The following is a 20235-nucleotide window of genomic DNA, read 5'->3' as shown; positions in this document are numbered from 1 at the left end:
TCCTTATCGAACAACGTTAATCTGTACATCGGCGTAATGAACTGCGCCAGCCAACTTGCAGGCCACCTGAATCAGTGGCGATTTACGGGCTTCACGGTCTGCCTGCGCCTGTTCAGCAACAGATTGCGCGTAGAGGTAGTATCCCTTAGTCAGCGTGTCGCCGGATGCCAGTTGCCCAATAGGGCCACCGTTCCACACACCAGCCGCCACCAGCCCGTTAGTTACCGACTGATCCATAGACTGCTCTACGTTTGCCAGCAGCCGGGTAACGCCTGCGTCGGTCTGCGGAATTTTGGTCGTGCTGGTATAAAGCAGGTTAAAGAGGTTGGTCTGTACGTAGTTCTGCAGCCAGTCGAGGCCATGGCGTTCGTCGAAGAAGTCGCCATTAGCCATCACGCCCTGTTGCAGGATGGCGGTGTCGTTCTGGTAATAGACGAAGACGTTACCGTTGATCGCGTCAATGGCGTTTGCCTGCGCCAGCGTCAGCGTTTCGTAGGTGATGCCCGGCTCCTGTTTGAATTTCAGGGTGATGGTGGTGTTGCTGCCCGTGAAATTTACCGTGAACGCGCGGCCAAACGCAGAAATCGCCGCATACCTGCTGGACGAGCTGTATTGCCAGAAGGTGCGCGCATAGCCTGCCGCTTTCAATTTGTAGCCAAGATTGGTTGTGTCACCCGCTGTCAGTGTTTTAACGTCACTGGTGGTTACAGCCAGAATGCGACTCAGACTGGACGCCTCAATCGCAGCAGCAACGGAAATCACATCCGCATCCACCAGCTCGGTACTGTCAGCAATGGCCAGCCCGTACCAGGTGGTGTACTGCAGACAGGCATTCACCGCCGTAAGCAACGTTTCAATATTCCCCGTTTCGCCCGTGCCAATTGTTTTAGCCCAGCGGCCAATCAGTACTTGCGCCGGTTTCGGTGATTGCCCAAAAAATACAGTCGCGGCGGCATACTCCGGCGCGTCAGTACCGAAATCTTTCCCAATCTCCTCTATGCTGGAATACTGACGAATGCGCTCCGATACCGGAATAACAGTCGATGTGCCGAGGATCAGCAGCGTACCAAAATTTCGACCCGTGGCCGCCTTAGGCGACATAATCACGTCGACGTTAACGACGTTTGAGACAGGTAAACCCTGTGCCATAACTTACTCTCCGTAAAATAATGTAGGTGTGGACTGGATAGTTTTGATGTTAAAACTGCGGGTGTTTTTGCGTTGTAACGTCACATTGATGTCGTACCGGCGCACCCACTGGTTGTTAATTAATTCGGGAAGGTTAGAAATTATTCCTGCCTCCACCAGCGAAAGCCCGGCGGCACTCCGCAACGTGATGTTGTTCTGTTCGATGTAGAGGCCATCGTGAAAACGCGACGCCATAGCAGAACCTTGTGGCCCATAGAAGCTGGCCTGCACCGTTACCACTTCCCAGGTCCATTGCTCGCTCTGTTCGTCAGTGACCTGCACAAGTGCTGGCATGGCGTCACCGGGCAGAGTAGTTATCCCGAACAATGCGCATGTTGCACCGTCATTCGGGATAGATGATTGTGGGCCGGTCCAACGCGGGAACACCAGGGAGGCATCCAGCCCGGTGACGCCGCAGATCCAGCGGCTGATTTGCCGCTCCAGTTCCTGGTCATACTCCGGGTCCGTGCCGACGGGCGTCAGGTACCCCGGTTCTGTACTGTCATTACTCAATCAAGACACCTCCGGTAAAAGGGATATAAAGGGATATCTTGCGGCGAATGGGCTGCAAAGTTGTCTTCATTCCGCATCTGAATCTGTCGGTGGCAAACCCGCCTGGAGTTAACAACTCGACAGGACTCACAACGGATAAATCTTTCTTCGGAATGCATATGCGACGCACAATAAAAAGCCCCGCTATTACGAGACGCTATATCAAGAGATGATTTTAAGGTTGCAGACAGTTAGCATTGTATATTCCCGTAATTGGCTTACCCTGCATGTCGCCCGCACACCCATATATTTTCACATCATTTTAAGAAATTAATAGAATTAACTTCCGGCCTTTCAAGCTTCTATTTTTAGAATCATTAAGCCGTGCCCGAAGCCTGAAACCATTCTCGATTAAAAATCCCGATAATCGTTTATGTGATTTATCGCCGATAATATCTACGTCTTCAAAAAATTAACGAATGGACTATATCAGCAATATGCAATGTTTTATTTAGTCACTGAATTATCAACAACGCCAATAAGCGAGCCATCACGCGCTCGGGTAATATTCAGTTGAGCGTTATCCGCTTTACGTTTAACCAGTACGTTAATGTCTTTAATAGCGTCGCCATTCAGATCTGACTGTACGGACAACGCGATCGGCTCGAGAGTGTCATCGCTGGAGAACGGGATATAAGAAACCGTATTGTTCGCCGCGATAACCTTTACGCCCACTGCGCCGGTATCTGCATCCTGATAAAGGTTGTATACCGTTCCGTCTGCTGCATCCGTATCGTACATGACGTAATTCCCTACCGGAGAAACGGCACTGGTAATCATAACGCCATCAATATCAGCCCCGTCAGTTCCGGTAACAGTGGAAGAGCTATTACTGGTATCCACAATTTTCACATACGGGTAAGAAAGGAGAGGATCAACCTGGCTATCAATATTGAAACCCAGCCATGAGCCTGTACCGCCAGCGGCTTTCGCTGATGTTGTGGCGGTCAGTTTTTTGTACGTGACATTATCCGTTGAAATATAGATATCAAATGAATCCCACCAGCCACCTTCATAAACATACAGATCGGTAGCTGAGGTGCCGTCAGCTTTAAGCGCATTCGGCCCAAACTGCAAAACGATATTGCCTGATTTACCTAAAGAGACCAGAGTACCGTCGGGTGCACCAAACGCACTTTTCGGCAGCGCCGAGTTACCCGACGCACCGGCCCCCGGATTATACGAAACAACCTGAGTGGCAAATCCCACTGCAGTACCGGGTGAGTCAGGATAAGTCAGGTATTTTTCAGCGTGAGCAGATAAAGAAAAAAGGCAGATGAATGCAAAAATACATTTTTTCATTACGTTTCCTTAGATCAGGATGATACTGGCCGAGATCTCTTTTAGTGAGGTGGGAATTCTGTTTCAGCAGCGCAGTGACTACGCCAGGAATTGTTATGAATCAGGATGTCTTTCTTTGTGTTCGGGTCCATTACCCGGATGTCTTCTAAAGTCAGGTAGACTGGCTTTACCCAGTCGCAAGCAGTGTCGATAACGTCAACCTTTGCGGGTCCAGTTGTCGCGCAGCTCCCGATCAACATCGTCATCAGGCATATGGTTAACAGTCTGCTGTACATCGCTGGCCTCTTTGATGACTTCAACCCGGCGTTTAGTGGCGACGATAGCAGCGGCAGCGGTCTGCTCTTGCACGTTGGCCTGCGCTTCTGCCTTACCCTGACTCTTTCCGACACGGTGTGCACCAAACAGAAGAAGAGCCAGGGTGATAATGCCGCCGATAATGGCTTCCAGGGCGCCCATCACTTCGGGTCCGAAGCTGCAGGCTGTTTTACCAGGCGACCAACGATGCCGCACACCGCCACAACCGCAGTGATTGCACCCATCCAGCTCGCAGGGATCATTGCTTTGACGTCATCGGGTAATTGTGACCAGATAACGGGGATTGCCCCGGCGACAGCAAGAGCCTGAACGCTGAATAACTTCCAGCTTTGTTTCCAGTTTTCGATAACCATCATTCCCCCAATGCGCATATTGCGCGGTTGTAACGGTCAAGGCGGTCACCGATGCCGTTCTGACCGCCGTTAATAATTTGCGTGACCCGGCCTACGTCGCCGGGATATTTCAGGCAGCCGTGAGTGACGTAAAACCACGCGGCGGATCGCGCGGCGTTTACCTCCTGTTCCAGTTGTTCAGGAGAGGTAACAAGGTCGATTTTCAACGCGATACCACAGCGCCAGTAATTGTTCAGGAAGGTAATGCCAATCAGTCCACGTCCCCGATATTTCCAGCCATCACCGGGAGCGGTGTTACCAAAACGCTTGCTGTAAACCAGGTTGGCAATCGCGCGCTGGCGCTCAACGGGTAAAACTTTCTCATCAGGCTTGCGTCCGAGCGCCTGAGCCTGCTGCGGGGTGATACGTCCCGCACGGACAAAACCCGCAAGACCTGAAACGCTGTAGTTAAAATTTTCCACCAGCGCGCTAAAACTGGTGCTTTCATGTCCGGCCTGGGCAATAAACATCGCCTGGTCGATTGTGCTGGTAATGCCAAACTCGGCCATCGCGTCGTTAAGTGGCTGGAGCCAGCGCGAAGCTGAACCGGCGTCAATGAGGACCGCCTTTTGGAACTGATTGAGATTCATTGAACTTTTACTCCGGTAAACCGCTCCCAGAAATACGTCAGGGCGACCGATCCCATCGAGCCGCTAATTCCGGCAGTAGCCAAAATCATGTAAATACTCAGGCCACTTTCAATGCTAATTAACCCACCAATGACACCGGTGAAACCTGAGACGACCATTTGAGCTAACGCGTTTACCCAACTCCATGCTGCTTTGTTTTGTCTGATATCGATCAGATAGCGAACCAGGCCGCCCCAGCCAGCAATGACCAGCAGAATAATCCAGGTAACCCCGGCAATACCCTCTTTATCGTGCATACACCTAGCCATAGATTCACCTCCGATTGAGTCGGGGTGCTATATGAGAGAGATCTGGCCTTCGGGCTCTTTCGTAAAAAATGAAGGTTGTGTGCGATTCCCGAGGCCAGAAATGAGAAAGGCCCGCCGAAGCGAGCCTTTGTTTACGTTAATATTTTTACGCCGCGCTCAGCTCAAGGGTTTGCCCGAGAGCCACCAGCGCGTTTTGGAGGGTGGCGATTGTTGTTGAATGGTGTAAGTGCAGAATACGCATTACATCCTGCGGTCGCGCATCAATCATTCAGGCCAGTTCAGGGTTTGTAACCCGACGTTGAACAGCGGTATTTAATGCGCAAAAACAACAGTTCACAAAAACAACAATGCACAAAAACAACAAACCCCGCCAGAAGGCAGGGTTTTATAATTTATTCTTTACGGGCGTAAACACCCATGATTAGAATCATACAGGACACGTTTATGCAAAGTCAACAGTGTCATGCAAAAAGTTATCGTCATTTATCCGGGCGCATCAATATGAAGTCACCTTCTCGAATTCTGACGCAGCATGTTTTTCTTCTTTATGAAGCGTCTCCACCAGCCTTTCAAAGAACGGCTTCCAGTTACGTGACCATGACGACTGATGGAGGTCTGGTAAATACGTCAGGATTGCACGATGGACCGTTGCAGAAGAAACTGTCGAAAATCCATGGCCATTGCAACGTTTGCATGTCTTGAATACGGGAGCCCCTTTTTCTTTCGTCGCCTTACGGTCGAGTATCTCGCCTTTACCGCCACAGCGACATCGGGCGCTTAGTAGGCCTTTGCCCTCGCAGGCTTCGCATTTGACCGGGAAAATCTCCGTTACCTCTGTCCATTTTTCCCAGTCGGACGGATGAACCGCGCGGGATCGGCTGGCCCAGTAAGGCGCCTTTCCCCACGGATAAGAGACTTTGCGTGTGACCTGCGTCCTGGTCGTCTTTCCGGTACCGTTGCAACCAGAGCAGGTTGCGTCAGTTGCCGCCGAACGTGAGTAATCCGCGAAAGCGAATTGAGCCAGCAACAACATACAATGACTGAATTGCCGGCCAGCCGCCTTTCGGACATTCTTCGGTGCAATCTCCATTGCGTGCCGTACCAGCATCTGCACCGCCAGTTGCTCATCAGATTTGCTAACGCCAGCTTTACCCAAAAAAGCGGCAAGTCCAAAGCGTGCCCGTGTGCTGGTGGTACCCATGGCAGCTTTAACATCAGTACCAGTAAGACGATCCGGAGAAGTCCCTTTTATGCTGTCGCTAATCTGCATACCCTGAGGGCTAAAATGTTTGAGTGATGATTCCAGTTTCATTTTAAAAACCCCTTCTCTCCAGATTTACTGAGTGCGAAAAATCCCCTCGGCGTGCCGAAGGTTTCTGCGATGCGATAATGCGCCGGAGCACCGGTACTGGGATTGAAATTACAGAGACCAGGAGTGCGGACGATGAGTGCGCGCCCGCACATGTGTTTAGTGAGATCGACTTTTTTCATGCGACGTAATCCAGCAACTGAGCGGCGGCGTTTTCAGCGGCCTGCGGTGTGGGAAATGCCCGGAAAAGAATGAAGTTCCACAGAACATCAAGGACAGCTTTATAGAGTCGGGAAAATTCGACCTCATTCATTTTTGCAAATGATATCGATTCAGGCTCTTTGCGGGCAGAGCCATCTGGCATCTGATGGGTTGTATAAAACCCGGCTTCAATTGTCACCCATGCCCGAAACGCGTCGAAGGATTTCACCAGACTGCTATTTCTGGCGCGTATCCCGGCTTGTTCGCAAAGATATCGCTCTGCTAATTGCAGAAGGGTTTTCTCATACCCGGCATGGTGTGCGACGAGCTGTACATAACCTCGAATCAGCGTTTTATCGGCCGAAAAAATTGCACCGCCGCCAGGCTGCCAGTAATCAAAGCCCAGCTTAAGGAGCGCAAAGAATTTCCGGTGAAACGCCGGATTACGCGCTTGCCTGAAATCAGCATATAAAACAGCACCCGCTTTGACCTTTGAGTTGATAAAGGCCTGTGTGTCTGGTGTAGCAGGAATTAATACCCCGCTAGTAGATTTGATAAAGCTATACTGCGCCATCGGTTCCCCCGTTAACGCAGCAATTGTTCAGTAAGTGGTGACTGGTTGTTCAGGCCAGCCCACATTTTATACCTTAACGCACCCGTTTTTAGTGATCGTATAACCAGCCATTTTTGCTATTTCAATCAGAGCATTAAGTGTTGCCACATGTTCATTTTCGTGCACCTGGCGCACGCTGCAGATAATACCGTTTTTACACGTTATAAGGACACGTCCATCCGCTGGGAGTTGCTCTGTTACCTCCTCAATTTCAATCACGTGTCACCTCAGAATACTGTATATAATAACAGTATTTATACTCTCCAATCATCCGTAGTGCAAATACTTAGGATCACTATTTCTGGAAAATTTACAAAATTTCCTTTTATTACCAAAAGGTTAACAAACCGCCTATGATGGCGGTTTTATCATGGTTTCCTGACAGGTTATGACATCAGGCTGCGATTTCTTTAGCAGAACATACCTCAGGCAGAGTGGTTGTAACCTGTGGCGCAGTAAACGGCGGCGGTGCCGGAACCAACACGGAGCGGCTGCGGGCGCGTGCACCGGCCTTCATATGCCACACAATGACATGGGTCCAGTCGCAACCGTCGTCGGCGTATTTGGTGCGGTCAATATAGATAATAGCGGTCATGGTCTTTCCTCGGTTTGGGCAATGGCGCTGGTCAGGCGCGGTTAAAAGGCTTCTTTGCTGTACTTCTGGTCATAGCGGCGTGGCTGTTTAGGATGACTTGCCTCCAGTTGAATGCGGGTTTTCTCTCTTGCGCAATACTGATCAATGGGCAGGAAATGCCCGTTACGAAATTCCTGATAAATCACTGTCCCGGCTGCGCTAAAGCGGGATTTTCCAAGGATGACCTCAGCAACGTTAGTTGGTGGCTTATCCAGGTTGTAAACGTCCTCGCGGTATAAAAACAGAATGCTGTCAGCGTCCTGCTCGATAGAGCCAGAATCGCGAAGATCAGACATGACCGGACGGCGCTGTGCCGCCGGGCGCGTGTCCACGGCGCGGGATAACTGGCTCAGGGCAAATACCGGGGTATGCAGGCGCATCGCCATGGTTTTCAGGCTTCGTGAAATGTGCGCGACGGCGAGATCGTGACGCTCGGCTTTGGGCTTTTTAATCAGGCCCATGTAATCGACCATGATCATGGACAGATGCGGATAACGCCGTTTATGGGTTTCGGCAATAGCCCGGATTTGCTCAACGGTGAGATCCGTTGCATCAACAATCCATATATCCCTGTTATTCAGTAGCTCCAGCGCGCTGGTCAGTTGCGCCCAGTCCCCATCCTCCATATCTTTCGGATTACGCAGGCGCGAAACTGACATATTCCCGGTGCCCGCGATTGAACGCTCAACAATTTGCCCGGCATGCATTTCCATACTGAAAACCAGCGCGCCTCCGCCACGTCCGGAGACCGCATGGACAATGTTCAGACTGAATTCGGTTTTTCCCATACCCGGGCGGCCAGCAACAACCACTAAATCGGTGGTGTTAATGCCGCCTGTCGCCCGATCCAGGTCTTCTATACCTGTCATTAAATTGCGGGTTTCAGCATCGCCATTTATCCGTTTTTGAACCGTATTCATGTAGCGCGGTAACAGATCCTGGATGTGCACCGGCTGAACATGGCCGGTATCGGCGGTCATATCCAACAACTGCGCGATAGTGTTCTCTGTGATCTGGTCACGCTGGTCCTGATTGACGGCATTGCGTATGCCGTCAGCACCATCCTGAAGCAAGCGCGCCATTTCTCGACTACGCCATGCTTTAACCATTTTTGCGGCGTATCCCTTGAGGTTCGGCACAGTAGCAGGTTGTTTGCAGATTTCCGCCAGGTTACCCAGGGTCCCCTGCCCGCCCAGCGCCTCACTCACAAACAGCAGGTCGATCATGCCGTCCGTCAGTGCCTGTTTTTTTATCTCAGCAAATGCCCGGCGGTAAAATCCAGTGCTGAATGCCGTATCTGGCGTCGTGGCTATAACGTCAAACGCGTCTGGCGTTGCGCCGCCGTTCAACAGCCCGGCCAGCACGATTGATTCCAGTTCCTGCGGCGTCACAGTGCCCCCTCACGTGTTTTGCGGAGTGTCTCAGGCTTCATCAGGTAGTCAAAGCTGGCACGCCAGCAATCGTCGTGTTCACCTCCGAAATAAAAATCAGAAGCGATTTCACGGAATCTCTCGAAGTAACCCAGGAATGCCCCGGTTGTCTGGTTTTTCATGTGCGCAGCCAGACGGATAATTGAGCGACGACGGTCAGCGTCCAGTTCTGCCATCGGCATAAGCCCGGCAAAAATTTGATTGAAACCCTCCATGACAGCCGCCGGATCAATGTTTGCCTCAGTAATGGCCCATTTTTCAGCGTCAGCGATGTATCCATCGAACCGGTTCACGCGGCAAATATTCACCGGTTTTGGTAAGCCGCTACCGCGTCGATTCCAGGTTGCCAGCACCCAGCGAATAACCAGTCTGATGTCGTCCAGGCTATATGCTGTCCGGGTGCTTGTCGGTGTCAGCAATACAACGAACGGTTTCATGTCACGGCAGCGGGTCTCTGTTTTGGCGTTGTAGTAGTCCAGGGCTTTTTGAGCGTCAGCGTGAATTCCCATATCCTCCCCCCGCTGGGGATAAAGGGGATCTTTTGGATCAATGGCTGATTCAGAATAGTGACCGATTCTGGTGCCACCAACTGGCATAGGGGGAGTGCTACCTGGCGGCATAGCTGTGTTTTCTTGTGGCACAGGGGGTATGCTTTTTCTCGGCACAGGTTTATCAAGATTTAACGTATAAATGTTTGATGCATTGCCCTTTCCATTTTTAACGCCTGGACGATTAAGTTTTTGTAGTAAGCCCATTTCAATCAGGGCTTCAACATGTTCGCGCACGGCACTACGACTGCATTCACAGTGATCGGCAATATGTTGGTACGACGGCCAGCATTCACCGTTGTCGTTGGCGTTATCAGCCAGCTTGATAAGGACCAGTTTACGAATTGGGTTGCCCGTTTTAATGCTCATGGCGCGGGCTGTCAGCGTCATGCTCATCGTTAGATCCCCAACAATTCAGCCAGGTATCGGCCCACGTGTTCATCATTAGCTGTCGACAGGCATTGTTTACGAGTTTCAGCTTTTCGCGATCCAGGCACGTCCTGGTTTTCCGCGTAAATCTGCACCACATAAATTTCCTTTTCGTTAGAAATAAATACCGGCTCAGCATTCAGGCGAAAGCCATTAAGCCATGTAATACATTGTGTTTGCATTGATCTTTCCTCGGCACAGTTAAACGCTGGTCAGGCGCTGTGTTTCCTGCTGGGTCTATAAGGCGCATGCAACGTGCTGCGGTCGGTCTCCCGCATCGAACAGCCGCGCAGCGGTCATTTACAGTCGGCCAGCTCCTGTTGTTAAGCTGCATCATGGGTTGAATGGCTGCGATTTTTGTAAGCCTCAGGGTCATATTTCAAAACCCCTTCGGTGATCAGCGCTAATCGAGCGGCTTTACCTTCGGGTACCAACTCACCCCATGCATATACGGTCGGTGCTTTCACACCGGCGGCCTCAGCAAGCTTTTTCTTACTACCGAAATGTTTAATCGCTTCGCTTGTAAACATGTCCCCTCCCGATTGTTAGATTTTTCTAACAAACTAGGTGTTAGAGATAACGAAGTCAAGGGGATTTAGAATTATCTAACTATGATGATGCCAGGTGAGCGCATTAGAGCGCGCAGAAAAGAATTGAATCTTACCCAGAGGGCGTTAGCCAAGCTGGTTAAAGTCGCGCATGTTACTATTTCACAATGGGAAACTGGAGATAGTGAACCGGGGGGCAAGAACCTCTTTTCCCTTAGCTCGGCCCTGCAATGCTCACCTACATGGATTCTTTACGGCGACGAAAAAAGCGCCCCCGGCGACCCTGTCCGCCCGCAAAATCAGCTAACCGAGAGTGAAAAAGAGCTGTTATCGCTATTTGCATCCCTTCCGGAGTCTGAAAAAGAGCGACATTTGTCCGACTTGCGTGAAAAAGTGGCAGATTTCAATCGGTTGTTCGAAGAATTACTCAAAGCAAGAAACAATAAATAATTTTTTATTTTTCAATTACATAACTTTATTTTTGTTTATTTTGTTCGCTTAGTCTAATTTTAAAGTTGCATAAAAAGTTAGACTTATCTAAATTAATAACACCAACAACGCACTAACCACGCGGCGGTTGTTCAGTAAAACGTTCTGACAATCTGGAAAGACAGACAAAAGATCAGGGGAAAGACCCGTAATGAATTGCAATTGCATTGACAGCAATCAGAAGATAAACGCCTGGCACCACAACCTTAAAGACGTAAAAAAGCCCACCAAAGTGGGCTCTTTTACCCCGAGCGGAGACCAATCCATCGGGTAGTGGCAACGGGAGACCAATCCCGCGCCGAGGAAAGACCAACGACTATGCCGTGGCTCGGCAGAAAGTATATCACAGGAGTCGCTATGCAAGAACACACCACCACGCTTTCAACTCCTCTGTATTTAATCCCGCACACCAGAAACAAACTCATGGTCTCCACGACGGATATGCGCAGTCCGATGCCGCAAGACATGCACCACATCCCGTTTTAGCCGCACCTGATCAGCGCAAATCCATCAATTGAGGAGAGACCATGATCAGTTTTAATGCATTATTTGCGTCCAAAAAGTTGACGCGGCAAGCTGATGTGATGGGTTGGGCTGGATGCAGGCGTCTGATAAGGAGAGTTTTATTCAACAGGCCAAAACAGAAAGTCAGGTGCTGAACTATAACCGAAGAGTACAAATCACTCTGAGACGTGATCGCGCGTTTATTGGGAAAAAGTCACTGTTAAGACAAATGGCGGGGTGAGATATTCTTCTCGAAAAGTCTTTTTATTCTTTGCCTCAAAAACAAAGGGCTCACCTAATGGTAAGCCCTTGTTTAATCTGGCGGAAGCGCAGAGATTCGAACTCTGGAACCCTTTCGGGTCGCCGGTTTTCAAGACCGGTGCCTTCAACCGCTCGGCCACACTTCCGGAATGAGGCGCACTATAAACATCCCCGATGCATCTGTAAAGCCCTGAAATGTTCATATGCCTGAAAAACAGCCAAATGTGTGTTAATCGCCTGAAATAACAACATACTGACCATTTTACAGCCGTTTTTTTATGGCGACAGCACCTCAATGTTTTTTGATGTACATATCCTTCGTTAAATAATACCCGAGCCTGTCCGGGTCAAACCCGCCGACCCACGGCTTCACAAGATGCACGCGGACATAATGGTAAACAGGGATCGCCGGGACATCTTGCCCCAGTAAATCTTCCGCCTGCTGGTAATATTTGCTTCGCTCGGCGAGATTGCTTGCTTTGGCAGCATTTCGTAATGCGTCATCGTAAGCCGGATTACTGTACTGCGAGGTATTCTCGCTATCGCCCGTACGGAAGTTATTCAAAAAGGTTGCGGCATCATCATAATCGGCATTCCAGGCATAGCGAACCAGATCGAAGTGACCGGTATGCATGGCATCAAGCATCGTTTTCCACTCCTGGTTTTGCAGCTTTGCCTCTACTCCCAGGTTTTTCTTCCACATAGAACTAACGGCAATCGCGATGCGCTGATGGGTCTCCATGGTGTTATAAAGCAGATTAAACGACAGTGGATGCGCCTCATTAAACCCGGCTTCATTAAGCAGTCGCTTCGCTTCTGCAATCCGTTTTTCCTGTGGCCAGGCGGCGTAATCCGGTGCGGATAAGGTTACTCCGCCGATTTCTGGCTGGCTGATTAACCAGGCCGGACGCTGCCCCTGCCCCATCACCTTATCGGCAATAATATCTTTATCCAGCGCCATATTGAGCGCCCGACGTACGCGCGGATCGTTGAACGGTGCTTTAGTGGTATTGAATTCGTAGTAATAGGTCGCCAGCAGCGGCGAAACGTTGACCTGATCGCCGAGCGTCTTTTTCAACTGGGCAAACTGATTTATCGGCACGGTATAGGTGATATCTATCTCACCGGCTTTATAGCGGTTTACATCGGCGGTTTCAGAGGAGATGGGCAGATACGTCACTTTATTGACGACCGTCGCGCTATTATCCCAGTAGCGCGTATTGCGTACCGCGACAATACGCTCATTGACTACCCAGTCGCTAAGTTTGTAGGCGCCGCTGGTAACAATATGTTCAGGCTTGGTCCATTTTTCGCCAAAGCGGTTGATCAGTATTTTATCGACCGGCACCATTGCCGGATGCCCCAGCATAGCGAGAAAAGCCGCCGTCGGCTTCGTCAGGCGAACCTCCAGGGTATTATCATCCAGCGCCTTGACACCCAGTGTCTCGGGTGCTTTTTTTCCAAGAGCAATGTCGGCGGCATTTTCTATATGCATGTTGCCGGGGTAGCTGGCATAAGGAGACACAGTTTTCGGATCGACGAGTCGCTGCCAGCTCCAGACGAAATCTTTTGCCGTAATGGCCGTGCCATCAGACCACGTCACGTTAGGGCGCAAATGAAACACCCATACCGTGTTGTCTTTGTTTTCCCATGATTGCGCGAGACGAGGCTCAACAGTGCCATCTTTTTTTACCGCAACAAGCCCATCGAATAAATCTCTGATAATCCCGAATTCGACATCGCTTTCTACTTTATGCGGATCGAGAGACGCAGGTTCGCTGCCATTGTTACGCACCAGCTCCTGCTGGGCCGCCAGCTCAGTTCCTGCGGGAACTGTCGCCGCGTTTAACGACGCGGAGGCGCTCATAATGCCTAACGCTAAGGCGCTTACGGTAATACGGTTAAAATATCGTGATTTCATCTTTTTCGCCCTGATTATATTCCTGATGACGACGCGACTTCTTTCTTAGCGCGCTCAAGTCATCAGGGCAATTTTTTTCAGTGACATATAAGACACTGGTATGGTTATTTTCTTCAAATGCGCACTTATGCTTAATTTTTGAGCATTTGAAGCATATTTAACCAAATGGATTTGCTTGCTTTTTGAGTAAAGATGGGTAAAACAACTTTGTAAGGAAACGGGGATTTCCTATCCTCGACATTTAATGACATCTGTTATTTTAAAAGAGAGTGCCTCATGGATCGTATTATTACCTCCTCGCGCGACCGTTCATCGTTGCTTAGCACCCATAAGGTGCTGCGCAATACTTATTTCTTACTGAGCCTGACGCTGGCCTTTTCCGCCATCACGGCAACCGCAAGCACCGTGCTGATGCTGCCCTCTCCGGGGTTGATTCTGACGCTGGTTGGGATGTACGGCCTGATGTTCCTGACCTATAAAACGGCGAACTCACCGGCGGGTATTTTTTCGGCCTTCGCTTTTACCGGCTTCCTGGGTTACATCCTGGGCCCAATCCTGAATGCTTACCTGTCTGCGGGCATGGGCGATATCATCGGCCTGGCGCTCGGGGGTACCGCACTGGTGTTCTTCTGCTGCTCAGCATATGTGCTGACCACACGCAAAGACATGTCCTTCCTCGGCGGTATGCTGATGGCAGGTATCGTGATTGTGCTGGTCGGGATGGTTGCCAATATCTTCCTGCAACTTCCGGCGCTGCATTTAGCTATTAGCGCAGTGTTCATACTGATTTCCTCAGGCGCAATCCTGTTTGAAACCAGCAACATCATTCACGGCGGCGAGACCAACTATATTCGCGCAACCGTGAGCCTGTATGTGTCGCTGTACAACATCTTTGTAAGCCTGCTGAGCATTCTGGGCTTCGCCAGCCGCGACTAATCGCGTCATCGTGCATTACCAGGGCCCCGCTTATGCGGGGCTTTGTTTTTTGCTACACTCCCCGCGTTATTGACTCACCTTGCGAACAACCATGATCTTTGACGGTAAAGAAATTGAAACCGATAGCGAAGGCTATCTGAAAGACACGACTCTGTGGAATGAAGCACTGGCGTCGGCGATTGCCGAAAATGAAGGAATCACCCTCGCAGAAGAACACTGGGAAGTGGTGCGCTTTGTGCGCGAGTTTTATCTGGAATTCAATACGTCACCCGCCATTCGCATGCTGGTAAAAGCGATGGCTAACAAATTTGGTGAAGAAAAAGGCAACAGTCGTTATCTGTATCGCCTCTTCCCGAAAGGACCGGCAAAGCAGGCAACAAAAATTGCCGGCCTGCCAAAACCGGTAAAGTGCATTTAATAGCGAATCCCAAAATTCGTCCATTCTCTGCCGGGTTGATGAGGCTCTGTTAAGACCTTTTCAACTCGTGCGCTGCGCGGTCCACCTGCTTTCAGCCAGGTAATGAGTTGCTCAACTCTCTCGTTATCGCCACAAGCGACAACCTCTACACTGCCGTCGTCCATATTGCGCGCGTAACCGGTTAATCCCAGACGCTGCGCCTCACGTTGCGTGCTATAACGAAATCCGACGCCCTGGACCATGCCATGAACCCAGCATATTACGCAATTCGATGTTGTCTCGTTCGCCATAACCACCTCCTCTCACGCAGAATCACTCTCTCTTTTAATAGTAGGAACGTTAACCATTAGCGTACAGTTTTAGGTAAACATCCATAATGCTCGCGGAATCTGGCAGTAAAACGCGAACCCGAAAGATACCCACAGCGTGAAGCTATTTCGCCAATAGGCAAGGTAGTGGATTGTAGCTGTGACAAGGCAAGCGACATGCGAACCTCCTCGACAATTTGCCGGTAACTTTGAGACTCACCTTTAAGCCGTCTGCGTAAAGTGGATTCGCCAATAGCAAGTTGCCCTGCTATCTCTTGCACACTCCAGTTTTTTGCGGGTGATAACATGACAATTTGTCGCACCTGCTCGGTCAGACTATAACGACGCTCAATCAGAAGTGGCCCCGCCCCCCCCTCTTCAAGCAGTGCTAACAAAAGCCCCATCGCCTGATGTTTTTGTAATTTTTCCGGTAAATCATGGCGAACCGCATGCAATAAATTGTCCCACATAAATGCCAGTTCATGAGTTAGAGGGGTGCATACGGACGCAGGCCTGGCGGCTGGAAAATCGCGTACATATTGTGTTTTAAACTCTGTGAGCAGATCGGGCGATAATACTAATAAATCGGAGTGAAACTGGCCTTGTACTGGCTGATTAATGATTTCAAGAGAGGTATTCGCCGGAACGATAATAAGCTCATCAGGTGTCGCGACAACCCGATCCTCTTCCTGAATAATAACCTTGCTTCCCCGCGTAATATGGCAAATGGCGGCACTGAAAAGCTTTACACGATGCAGACGATGCAGATGGTTCGAACGAACTTCTGCCGCCGTTAACGTTTTATGCTGAAACTGGACTTTCTGCACCGTGTCACCTTTATCTTCCGTAGGTTGCTGTGAAACTCGCTTTTGCAATGACATTACTGTTGAGCATATAGCCAACCAGTGCACCACTTGCATTGCTATCAATGGGCAGTTTATCAGTACTCAGCGCCCATACGGTGAATTGATACGGATGCGGTTTATCGCCGACGGGAGGACATGCGCCCCCAAAGCCCGCATAGCCATAATCGTTTCGCCCCTGAACTGCCCCGTCAGGCAACGTAGGGCTCTTTTCATCTCCCGCGCCTGTTGGGAGTGTTTGTGTTTTCACCGGTATGTTCGCCACCGTCCAGTGCCACCAGCCGCTTCCCGTCGGGGCTGAAGGATCATAAACGGTTATCGCAAAACTTTTGGTTCCTGCGGGTGGATTATGCCAGCCCAGTTGCGGTGATGTATTGCCGCCATGACAACCAAATCCCGCAAAAACCTGTCGTTCTGTTAAACGATGGTTCTGAATATCCGCACTGCTGAGGCTAAACGTCTCAGCCGCGAAGGCATTAACGCTCCCGGCGGCCAAAAAAATGAAGACGGTGAAGGTGTTTTTTTCATTGTATTTCCTCGTTGATGTTGAGAAATACAATTTAAGATTTAGCGTGCGCAGACGTTGTGCCTGAACGTTTTGTTTTTGTGCCGAAACGCTCACCCCATCAGGCGGGTGCCTGGCCCGGGCATGTGTGCTACCCTACGCGCCGTTTAATTATCAAGAGCCGGGCCGATATCCCCGGTTAATATTGACGTTCGTCAGAGGTTCCCCGGTATGACCGAATCTACAATCGCAAGGTTTCCCCGTTTAGTGTTAGCCAAAGGGCGCGAGAAGTCCTTGCTGCGCCGCCATCCCTGGGTGTTCTCCGGCGCCGTAAGCCGTATGGAAGGAAAAGCCCGTCTCGGTGAGACTATCGACATTGTCGATGCGCAGGGTAAATGGCTGGCGCGCGGCGCCTTTTCGCCAGAATCGCAAATTCGCGCTCGCGTCTGGACCTTCGACAAAGACGAGCTCATCGACATCGCATTCTTTACCCGCCGCCTGCAGCAGGCACAGCAATGGCGTGACTGGCTGGCAGAGCGCGACGGGCTGGACAGCTACCGTCTGATTGCAGGTGAATCCGATGGTTTACCGGGCGTTACCATTGACCGCTTCGGTAGTTTCCTGGTACTGCAATTGCTGAGCGCTGGCGCTGAATATCAGCGCGCTGCCATTATCTCTGCGCTGCAGACACTCTACCCGCAATGCTCCATCTACGATCGCAGCGATGTTGCGGTACGTAAAAAAGAGGGACTGGCGCTCGCGCAGGGTCCGGTTGTGGGTGAGTTGCCGCCTGATCTGCTGCCAATCCAGGAAAATGGCATGAAGCTGTATGTCGATATTAAGGCCGGTCACAAAACCGGCTATTACCTCGATCAGCGCGACAGCCGCCTGGCAACCCGCCGTTACGTTGCCGACAAACGCGTCCTTAACTGTTTCTCTTATACGGGTGGTTTCGCCGTGTCCGCTCTGATGGGCAATTGCCGTCAGGTGGTGAGTGTGGATACCTCCCAGGAAGCGCTGGACGTTGCCAAAAAGAACGTTGAGTTAAACAAGCTTGACCTTAGCAAGGCTGAGTTCATTCGTGATGACGTCTTCAAACTGTTACGCAAATATCGCGATCAGGGCGAGACGTTTGATGTCATCGTCATGGATCCGCCAAAATTCGTAGAAAATAAGAGTCAGCTTCAGGGAGCATGTCGTGGCTATAAGGATATCAACATGCTCGCTATCCAGCTGTTGAACCCCGGCGGCGTGTTACTGACTTTCTCCTGCTCTGGCCTGATGACCACAGATTTATTTCAGAAAATCATCGCCGACGCCGCAATAGATGCTGGCCGTGATGTACAATTTATAGAGCAGTTCCGTCAGGCCGCCGATCACCCGGTGATCGCTCCCTACCCGGAAGGACTGTACCTTAAAGGGTTTGCCTGTCGCGTCATGTAACTTGATTTTTGGAGCCTTGCCCGCATATCTGGGTCATGTACAGGTTCCCGGGAGGTGACAATGATTGCCAGCAAATACGGTATTGGTCAGCAGGTTCGCCACTCGCTGCTGGGCTATCTTGGCGTAGTGGTGGATATTGACCCTGAGTATTCACTCGACGAACCGTCAGTCGACGAGCTGGCGGTTAACGATGAACTCCGGGCTGCGCCCTGGTACCATGTGGTAATGGAAGATGATGACGGCCAGCCGGTACACACCTATCTGGCCGAAGCACAACTGACCAGTGAAATTCAGCAAGAACATCCTGAACAACCGTCGATGGATGAGCTGGCGCGGACGATCCGCAGGCAACTGCAGGCACCCCGCCTGCGTAACTGACACCACCCCGCAATGCGGGGTGTTTTTATTTTGCGAGTCCTAACCGCGGGATTTCAATAGCCGGACATCTGTCCATCACGACCTTCAATCCCGCCTCACTGGCCAGCACGGCGGCCTGTTCGTTGATTACGCCAAGCTGCATCCATAATGTTTTCGCGCCGATGGCAATAGCTTCCTGGGCAACACCCCATGCCGCTTCGGAATTACGAAATACGTCAACCATATCCACTTTTTCCGGCACATCAGCCAGCGTGGCATACCCTTGCTGCCCCAGAAGCGTTTCACCGGCAACTTTCGGTGATACCGGAATAACATGGTAGCCCTGGTCAAGCAAATACTTCATGACCCGGTAACTCGGCCGGTCAGGTTTGTCACTCGCCCCCACCAACGCGATGGTACGTGTCGATTTCAGGATCTCGGCGATATCGGTCTCTTTCATGATTTCCTCCAGCGGTTTTCCAAAGTGTATGTCAAACATTGCGCTACAACCATGTATCCCATACAGAAGTATGAGTGCGAGAACAGGTTATGTGTCTATAAGTTAATAAATAAATTGAAATGTGAATTTGCAATGAGAACAGGGGAGCGTGCAATGAAGTGCGGGTGGGCAGTATTCATTATCACGTGTTTGATACCGGTTAATGTACTGGCCACGTCGCTTCGCCTGTCTGGCGATATCGACCTGTTGGTTCTTGATGGCAAAAAGGTGTCCAGCTCACTGCTTCGCGGCGCGGAAAGTATAGAACTGGAAAACGGCGTTCATCAGGTGGTTTTCCGGGTTGAAAAAAATATGGAGCCCGGCAACCACGAATCCCGCCTATATATTTCCGTACCGCTGATTGCCACCTTCGATACGCAGCGCATCAGCCAGGTCAACTTCAACCTCCCCCCTATCGACACGCCAAAGGCAGCCGAGGCATTTAACACCACGCCTCATCTGGCTTTACTGGATGGCAACGCCACACCGATTCCGGTAAAACTCGATATCCTTGAGATCAGTGCAAACGGGAAAGTCATTGACTATGAACGTGAGACAGAGCATTACAACAAAGCCGGGAAATATGCTTCGCTACCCAAATTTGCGACGATGATGGCCGATGACAGCACCTTACTCTCTGGCGTTTCAGAACTGGATACTCCACAGACGCAATCGCAAACCCTCACAGAACAGCGCCTGAGGTTCTGGTACCAACAGGCCGACCCGCAAACCCGTGACCGTTTTATGCAATGGATTAAGCAACAACCCCCGTCATGATCCGCGCGAGTTAACATTACGCGCATTCGCGCATAATTTTTTACGCCATTCTCTTGCAGCATCAGGCGCTTCCAGTAATCTGTAGCGAAAATACTTTGACGGAATCGGATTATGGAACTCACAACACGCTCCTTACCCGTGCGTAAGCACATCGCACTGGTTGCGCATGACCATTGCAAGCAGATGCTGATGACATGGGTTGAACGCCATCAGCCAAAACTGGCTAATCACGTTCTCTATGCCACCGGGACAACTGGGAACCTGATTCAGCGGGCTACCGGTCTTGAAGTGAATGCCATGCTGAGCGGCCCGATGGGGGGTGATCAGCAGGTTGGGGCGCTCATTTCGGAAGGCAAAATTGATGTGCTGATTTTCTTCTGGGATCCGCTGAACGCAGTGCCGCACGACCCGGATGTTAAGGCGTTGCTGCGTCTGGCGACCGTGTGGAATATTCCGGTCGCCACGAACCTTTCCACCGCTGATTTCATCATCCAGTCTCCCGGTTTCTCAGAAAGCGTCGAAATCCTGATCCCGGATTACCAGCGCTACCTCGCTGAACGTCTGAAATAGTCTTTGCGGGCGGCTGATGCCGCCT

Annotated in this window: 28 protein-coding genes and 1 tRNA gene; 7 read left to right on the top strand and 22 right to left on the bottom strand. The window is 50.7% G+C overall.

The window, feature by feature from the left end:
- Window positions 1-3: 3 nt before the first annotated feature.
- From IP582_RS08570 to IP582_RS08495, 16 genes are all read right to left on the bottom strand, one after another.
- The gene (locus IP582_RS08570; protein WP_193795654.1) at window positions 4-1149 is read right to left on the bottom strand and encodes a DUF3383 family protein; all 1146 of its coding nucleotides are present in this window, start codon (window positions 1147-1149) and stop codon (window positions 4-6) included.
- Between the two features lie 3 nt (window positions 1150-1152).
- Window positions 1153-1701, bottom strand: coding sequence for a hypothetical protein (locus IP582_RS08565; protein ID WP_193795653.1), 549 nt, complete (start codon window positions 1699-1701; stop codon window positions 1153-1155).
- 486 nt (window positions 1702-2187) lie between these two features.
- Complete coding sequence (locus tag IP582_RS08560) at window positions 2188-3042, bottom strand: cell envelope biogenesis protein OmpA (protein ID WP_193795652.1); 855 nt, start codon at window positions 3040-3042, stop codon at window positions 2188-2190.
- Between the two features lie 195 nt (window positions 3043-3237).
- On the bottom strand, window positions 3238-3498 hold the full coding sequence (locus tag IP582_RS08555) for a hypothetical protein (protein ID WP_193796213.1): 261 nt from the start codon (window positions 3496-3498) through the stop codon (window positions 3238-3240).
- Window positions 3498-3713 (bottom strand): hypothetical protein, encoded by a 216-nt coding sequence (locus tag IP582_RS08550; protein WP_193795651.1) that lies wholly within the window; start codon window positions 3711-3713, stop codon window positions 3498-3500. The genes IP582_RS08555 and IP582_RS08550 overlap by 1 nt, the downstream gene beginning before the upstream one ends.
- Window positions 3710-4339 carry a glycoside hydrolase family 19 protein gene (locus tag IP582_RS08545; protein WP_193795650.1) on the bottom strand — a complete coding sequence of 210 codons (630 nt, stop codon included), beginning with the start codon at window positions 4337-4339 and terminating at the stop codon, window positions 3710-3712. The genes IP582_RS08550 and IP582_RS08545 overlap by 4 nt, the downstream gene beginning before the upstream one ends.
- Entirely contained in the window at window positions 4336-4635 is a 300-nt protein-coding gene (locus tag IP582_RS08540) for a phage holin family protein (RefSeq protein ID WP_193796212.1), read from the bottom strand. The genes IP582_RS08545 and IP582_RS08540 overlap by 4 nt, the downstream gene beginning before the upstream one ends.
- 508 nt (window positions 4636-5143) lie before the next feature.
- A complete protein-coding gene (locus IP582_RS08535) occupies window positions 5144-5959 on the bottom strand; it encodes an antitermination protein (protein WP_193795649.1) in 816 nt (271 codons plus the stop codon).
- A complete protein-coding gene (locus IP582_RS08530) occupies window positions 5956-6138 on the bottom strand; it encodes a nuclease domain-containing protein (RefSeq protein WP_193796350.1) in 183 nt (60 codons plus the stop codon). The genes IP582_RS08535 and IP582_RS08530 overlap by 4 nt, the downstream gene beginning before the upstream one ends.
- Window positions 6135-6731 carry a DUF1367 family protein gene (locus IP582_RS08525; RefSeq protein WP_193795648.1) on the bottom strand — a complete coding sequence of 199 codons (597 nt, stop codon included), beginning with the start codon at window positions 6729-6731 and terminating at the stop codon, window positions 6135-6137. Before IP582_RS08525 ends, IP582_RS08530 begins: the two co-directional genes overlap by 4 nt.
- A 66-nt stretch (window positions 6732-6797) precedes the next feature.
- The gene (locus IP582_RS08520) at window positions 6798-6989 is read right to left on the bottom strand and encodes a hypothetical protein (protein WP_193795647.1); all 192 of its coding nucleotides are present in this window, start codon (window positions 6987-6989) and stop codon (window positions 6798-6800) included.
- Window positions 6990-7164: 175 nt separating this feature from the next.
- Complete coding sequence (locus IP582_RS08515) at window positions 7165-7365, bottom strand: hypothetical protein (protein ID WP_193796349.1); 201 nt, start codon at window positions 7363-7365, stop codon at window positions 7165-7167.
- 41 nt (window positions 7366-7406) lie between these two features.
- Window positions 7407-8795, bottom strand: a complete 1389-nt coding sequence (locus IP582_RS08510; RefSeq protein WP_193795646.1) for a replicative DNA helicase — start codon at window positions 8793-8795, stop codon at window positions 7407-7409.
- Window positions 8792-9778, bottom strand: coding sequence for a helix-turn-helix domain-containing protein (locus IP582_RS08505; protein WP_193795645.1), 987 nt, complete (start codon window positions 9776-9778; stop codon window positions 8792-8794). Before IP582_RS08505 ends, IP582_RS08510 begins: the two co-directional genes overlap by 4 nt.
- Before the next feature lie 2 nt (window positions 9779-9780).
- Window positions 9781-9993: a hypothetical protein gene (locus tag IP582_RS08500; protein ID WP_193795644.1), complete on the bottom strand. Its 213-nt coding sequence runs from the start codon at window positions 9991-9993 to the stop codon at window positions 9781-9783.
- Window positions 9994-10134: 141 nt separating this feature from the next.
- A complete protein-coding gene (locus tag IP582_RS08495; protein ID WP_193795643.1) occupies window positions 10135-10341 on the bottom strand; it encodes a Cro/CI family transcriptional regulator in 207 nt (68 codons plus the stop codon).
- 81 nt (window positions 10342-10422) lie between these two features.
- Between IP582_RS08495 and IP582_RS08490 the strand changes: the two genes are divergently transcribed.
- Window positions 10423-10809 (top strand): helix-turn-helix domain-containing protein, encoded by a 387-nt coding sequence (locus IP582_RS08490; RefSeq protein ID WP_228007951.1) that lies wholly within the window; start codon window positions 10423-10425, stop codon window positions 10807-10809.
- Window positions 10810-11671: 862 nt separating this feature from the next.
- Here IP582_RS08490 and IP582_RS08485 read toward each other — a convergent pair.
- Window positions 11672-11759 (bottom strand) — tRNA-Ser (locus IP582_RS08485).
- 146 nt (window positions 11760-11905) lie between these two features.
- The gene (locus IP582_RS08480; RefSeq protein WP_193795642.1) at window positions 11906-13534 is read right to left on the bottom strand and encodes an ABC transporter substrate-binding protein; all 1629 of its coding nucleotides are present in this window, start codon (window positions 13532-13534) and stop codon (window positions 11906-11908) included.
- 276 nt (window positions 13535-13810) lie between these two features.
- Between IP582_RS08480 and yccA the strand changes: the two genes are divergently transcribed.
- Together yccA and tusE are read left to right on the top strand one after the other, a co-directional pair.
- Window positions 13811-14470 carry an FtsH protease modulator YccA gene (gene yccA, locus IP582_RS08475; RefSeq protein ID WP_039078599.1) on the top strand — a complete coding sequence of 220 codons (660 nt, stop codon included), beginning with the start codon at window positions 13811-13813 and terminating at the stop codon, window positions 14468-14470.
- Between the two features lie 91 nt (window positions 14471-14561).
- Complete coding sequence (tusE, locus tag IP582_RS08470) at window positions 14562-14888, top strand: sulfurtransferase TusE (RefSeq protein ID WP_039078598.1); 327 nt, start codon at window positions 14562-14564, stop codon at window positions 14886-14888.
- On the opposite strand, the gene yccX is transcribed toward tusE, so the two are convergent.
- Genes yccX through IP582_RS08455 form a run of 3 tightly spaced genes read right to left on the bottom strand, consistent with a single transcriptional unit; the run spans window position 14885 to window position 16561 of the window.
- Window positions 14885-15178, bottom strand: coding sequence for an acylphosphatase (yccX, locus tag IP582_RS08465; protein WP_193795641.1), 294 nt, complete (start codon window positions 15176-15178; stop codon window positions 14885-14887). The genes tusE and yccX overlap by 4 nt on opposite strands.
- Before the next feature lie 56 nt (window positions 15179-15234).
- Window positions 15235-16023, bottom strand: coding sequence for a helix-turn-helix transcriptional regulator (locus tag IP582_RS08460; protein WP_228007950.1), 789 nt, complete (start codon window positions 16021-16023; stop codon window positions 15235-15237).
- A 10-nt stretch (window positions 16024-16033) separates the two neighbouring features.
- The gene (locus IP582_RS08455) at window positions 16034-16561 is read right to left on the bottom strand and encodes a YbhB/YbcL family Raf kinase inhibitor-like protein (protein WP_193796210.1); all 528 of its coding nucleotides are present in this window, start codon (window positions 16559-16561) and stop codon (window positions 16034-16036) included.
- 234 nt (window positions 16562-16795) lie between these two features.
- On the opposite strand from IP582_RS08455, the gene rlmI reads away from it, so the two are divergent.
- Window positions 16796-18007: a 23S rRNA (cytosine(1962)-C(5))-methyltransferase RlmI gene (gene rlmI, locus IP582_RS08450; protein ID WP_193795639.1), complete on the top strand. Its 1212-nt coding sequence runs from the start codon at window positions 16796-16798 to the stop codon at window positions 18005-18007.
- 60 nt (window positions 18008-18067) lie between these two features.
- Window positions 18068-18385 (top strand): heat shock protein HspQ, encoded by a 318-nt coding sequence (gene hspQ / locus IP582_RS08445; protein WP_039078594.1) that lies wholly within the window; start codon window positions 18068-18070, stop codon window positions 18383-18385.
- Between the two features lie 25 nt (window positions 18386-18410).
- Here hspQ and IP582_RS08440 read toward each other — a convergent pair whose 3' ends face one another.
- Entirely contained in the window at window positions 18411-18824 is a 414-nt protein-coding gene (locus IP582_RS08440; RefSeq protein WP_193795638.1) for a CoA-binding protein, read from the bottom strand.
- Window positions 18825-18977: 153 nt separating this feature from the next.
- Here IP582_RS08440 and IP582_RS08435 point away from each other — a divergent pair, with 153 nt between their 5' ends.
- Window positions 18978-19640, top strand: a complete 663-nt coding sequence (locus tag IP582_RS08435; protein WP_193795637.1) for a DUF2057 family protein — start codon at window positions 18978-18980, stop codon at window positions 19638-19640.
- A gap of 111 nt (window positions 19641-19751) precedes the next feature.
- Window positions 19752-20210 carry a methylglyoxal synthase gene (mgsA, locus tag IP582_RS08430; protein ID WP_193795636.1) on the top strand — a complete coding sequence of 153 codons (459 nt, stop codon included), beginning with the start codon at window positions 19752-19754 and terminating at the stop codon, window positions 20208-20210.
- The last annotated feature ends 25 nt before the right edge of the window (window positions 20211-20235 follow it).

It is taken from the genome of Citrobacter sp. BDA59-3 (assembly GCF_015167655.1).
GTDB lineage: Bacteria > Pseudomonadota > Gammaproteobacteria > Enterobacterales > Enterobacteriaceae > Phytobacter > Phytobacter diazotrophicus.
The sequence above is the reverse complement of the archived record's forward strand: the minus strand, read 5'-3'. Positions and strand labels throughout refer to the sequence as shown.

Excerpts from the sequence above, each read along its gene's own strand:
- IP582_RS08570 (WP_193795654.1), bottom strand. The coding sequence starts at position 1,149 with ATGGCACAGGGTTTACCTGTCTCAAACGTCGTTAACGTCGACGTGATT.
- IP582_RS08560 (WP_193795652.1), bottom strand. The coding sequence starts at position 3,042 with ATGAAAAAATGTATTTTTGCATTCATCTGCCTTTTTTCTTTATCTGCT.
- IP582_RS08555 (WP_193796213.1), bottom strand. The coding sequence starts at position 3,498 with ATGGGCGCCCTGGAAGCCATTATCGGCGGCATTATCACCCTGGCTCTT.
- IP582_RS08550 (WP_193795651.1), bottom strand. The coding sequence starts at position 3,713 with ATGATGGTTATCGAAAACTGGAAACAAAGCTGGAAGTTATTCAGCGTT.
- IP582_RS08545 (WP_193795650.1), bottom strand. The coding sequence starts at position 4,339 with ATGAATCTCAATCAGTTCCAAAAGGCGGTCCTCATTGACGCCGGTTCA.
- IP582_RS08540 (WP_193796212.1), bottom strand. The coding sequence starts at position 4,635 with ATGCACGATAAAGAGGGTATTGCCGGGGTTACCTGGATTATTCTGCTG.
- IP582_RS08535 (WP_193795649.1), bottom strand. The coding sequence starts at position 5,959 with ATGAAACTGGAATCATCACTCAAACATTTTAGCCCTCAGGGTATGCAG.
- IP582_RS08530 (WP_193796350.1), bottom strand. The coding sequence starts at position 6,138 with ATGAAAAAAGTCGATCTCACTAAACACATGTGCGGGCGCGCACTCATC.
- IP582_RS08525 (WP_193795648.1), bottom strand. The coding sequence starts at position 6,731 with ATGGCGCAGTATAGCTTTATCAAATCTACTAGCGGGGTATTAATTCCT.
- IP582_RS08515 (WP_193796349.1), bottom strand. The coding sequence starts at position 7,365 with ATGACCGCTATTATCTATATTGACCGCACCAAATACGCCGACGACGGT.
- IP582_RS08505 (WP_193795645.1), bottom strand. The coding sequence starts at position 9,778 with ATGAGCATGACGCTGACAGCCCGCGCCATGAGCATTAAAACGGGCAAC.
- IP582_RS08500 (WP_193795644.1), bottom strand. The coding sequence starts at position 9,993 with ATGCAAACACAATGTATTACATGGCTTAATGGCTTTCGCCTGAATGCT.
- IP582_RS08495 (WP_193795643.1), bottom strand. The coding sequence starts at position 10,341 with ATGTTTACAAGCGAAGCGATTAAACATTTCGGTAGTAAGAAAAAGCTT.
- IP582_RS08490 (WP_228007951.1), top strand. The coding sequence starts at position 10,423 with ATGATGATGCCAGGTGAGCGCATTAGAGCGCGCAGAAAAGAATTGAAT.
- IP582_RS08480 (WP_193795642.1), bottom strand. The coding sequence starts at position 13,534 with ATGAAATCACGATATTTTAACCGTATTACCGTAAGCGCCTTAGCGTTA.
- yccA (WP_039078599.1), top strand. The coding sequence starts at position 13,811 with ATGGATCGTATTATTACCTCCTCGCGCGACCGTTCATCGTTGCTTAGC.
- tusE (WP_039078598.1), top strand. The coding sequence starts at position 14,562 with ATGATCTTTGACGGTAAAGAAATTGAAACCGATAGCGAAGGCTATCTG.
- yccX (WP_193795641.1), bottom strand. The coding sequence starts at position 15,178 with ATGGCGAACGAGACAACATCGAATTGCGTAATATGCTGGGTTCATGGC.
- rlmI (WP_193795639.1), top strand. The coding sequence starts at position 16,796 with ATGACCGAATCTACAATCGCAAGGTTTCCCCGTTTAGTGTTAGCCAAA.
- hspQ (WP_039078594.1), top strand. The coding sequence starts at position 18,068 with ATGATTGCCAGCAAATACGGTATTGGTCAGCAGGTTCGCCACTCGCTG.
- IP582_RS08440 (WP_193795638.1), bottom strand. The coding sequence starts at position 18,824 with ATGAAAGAGACCGATATCGCCGAGATCCTGAAATCGACACGTACCATC.
- IP582_RS08435 (WP_193795637.1), top strand. The coding sequence starts at position 18,978 with ATGAAGTGCGGGTGGGCAGTATTCATTATCACGTGTTTGATACCGGTT.
- mgsA (WP_193795636.1), top strand. The coding sequence starts at position 19,752 with ATGGAACTCACAACACGCTCCTTACCCGTGCGTAAGCACATCGCACTG.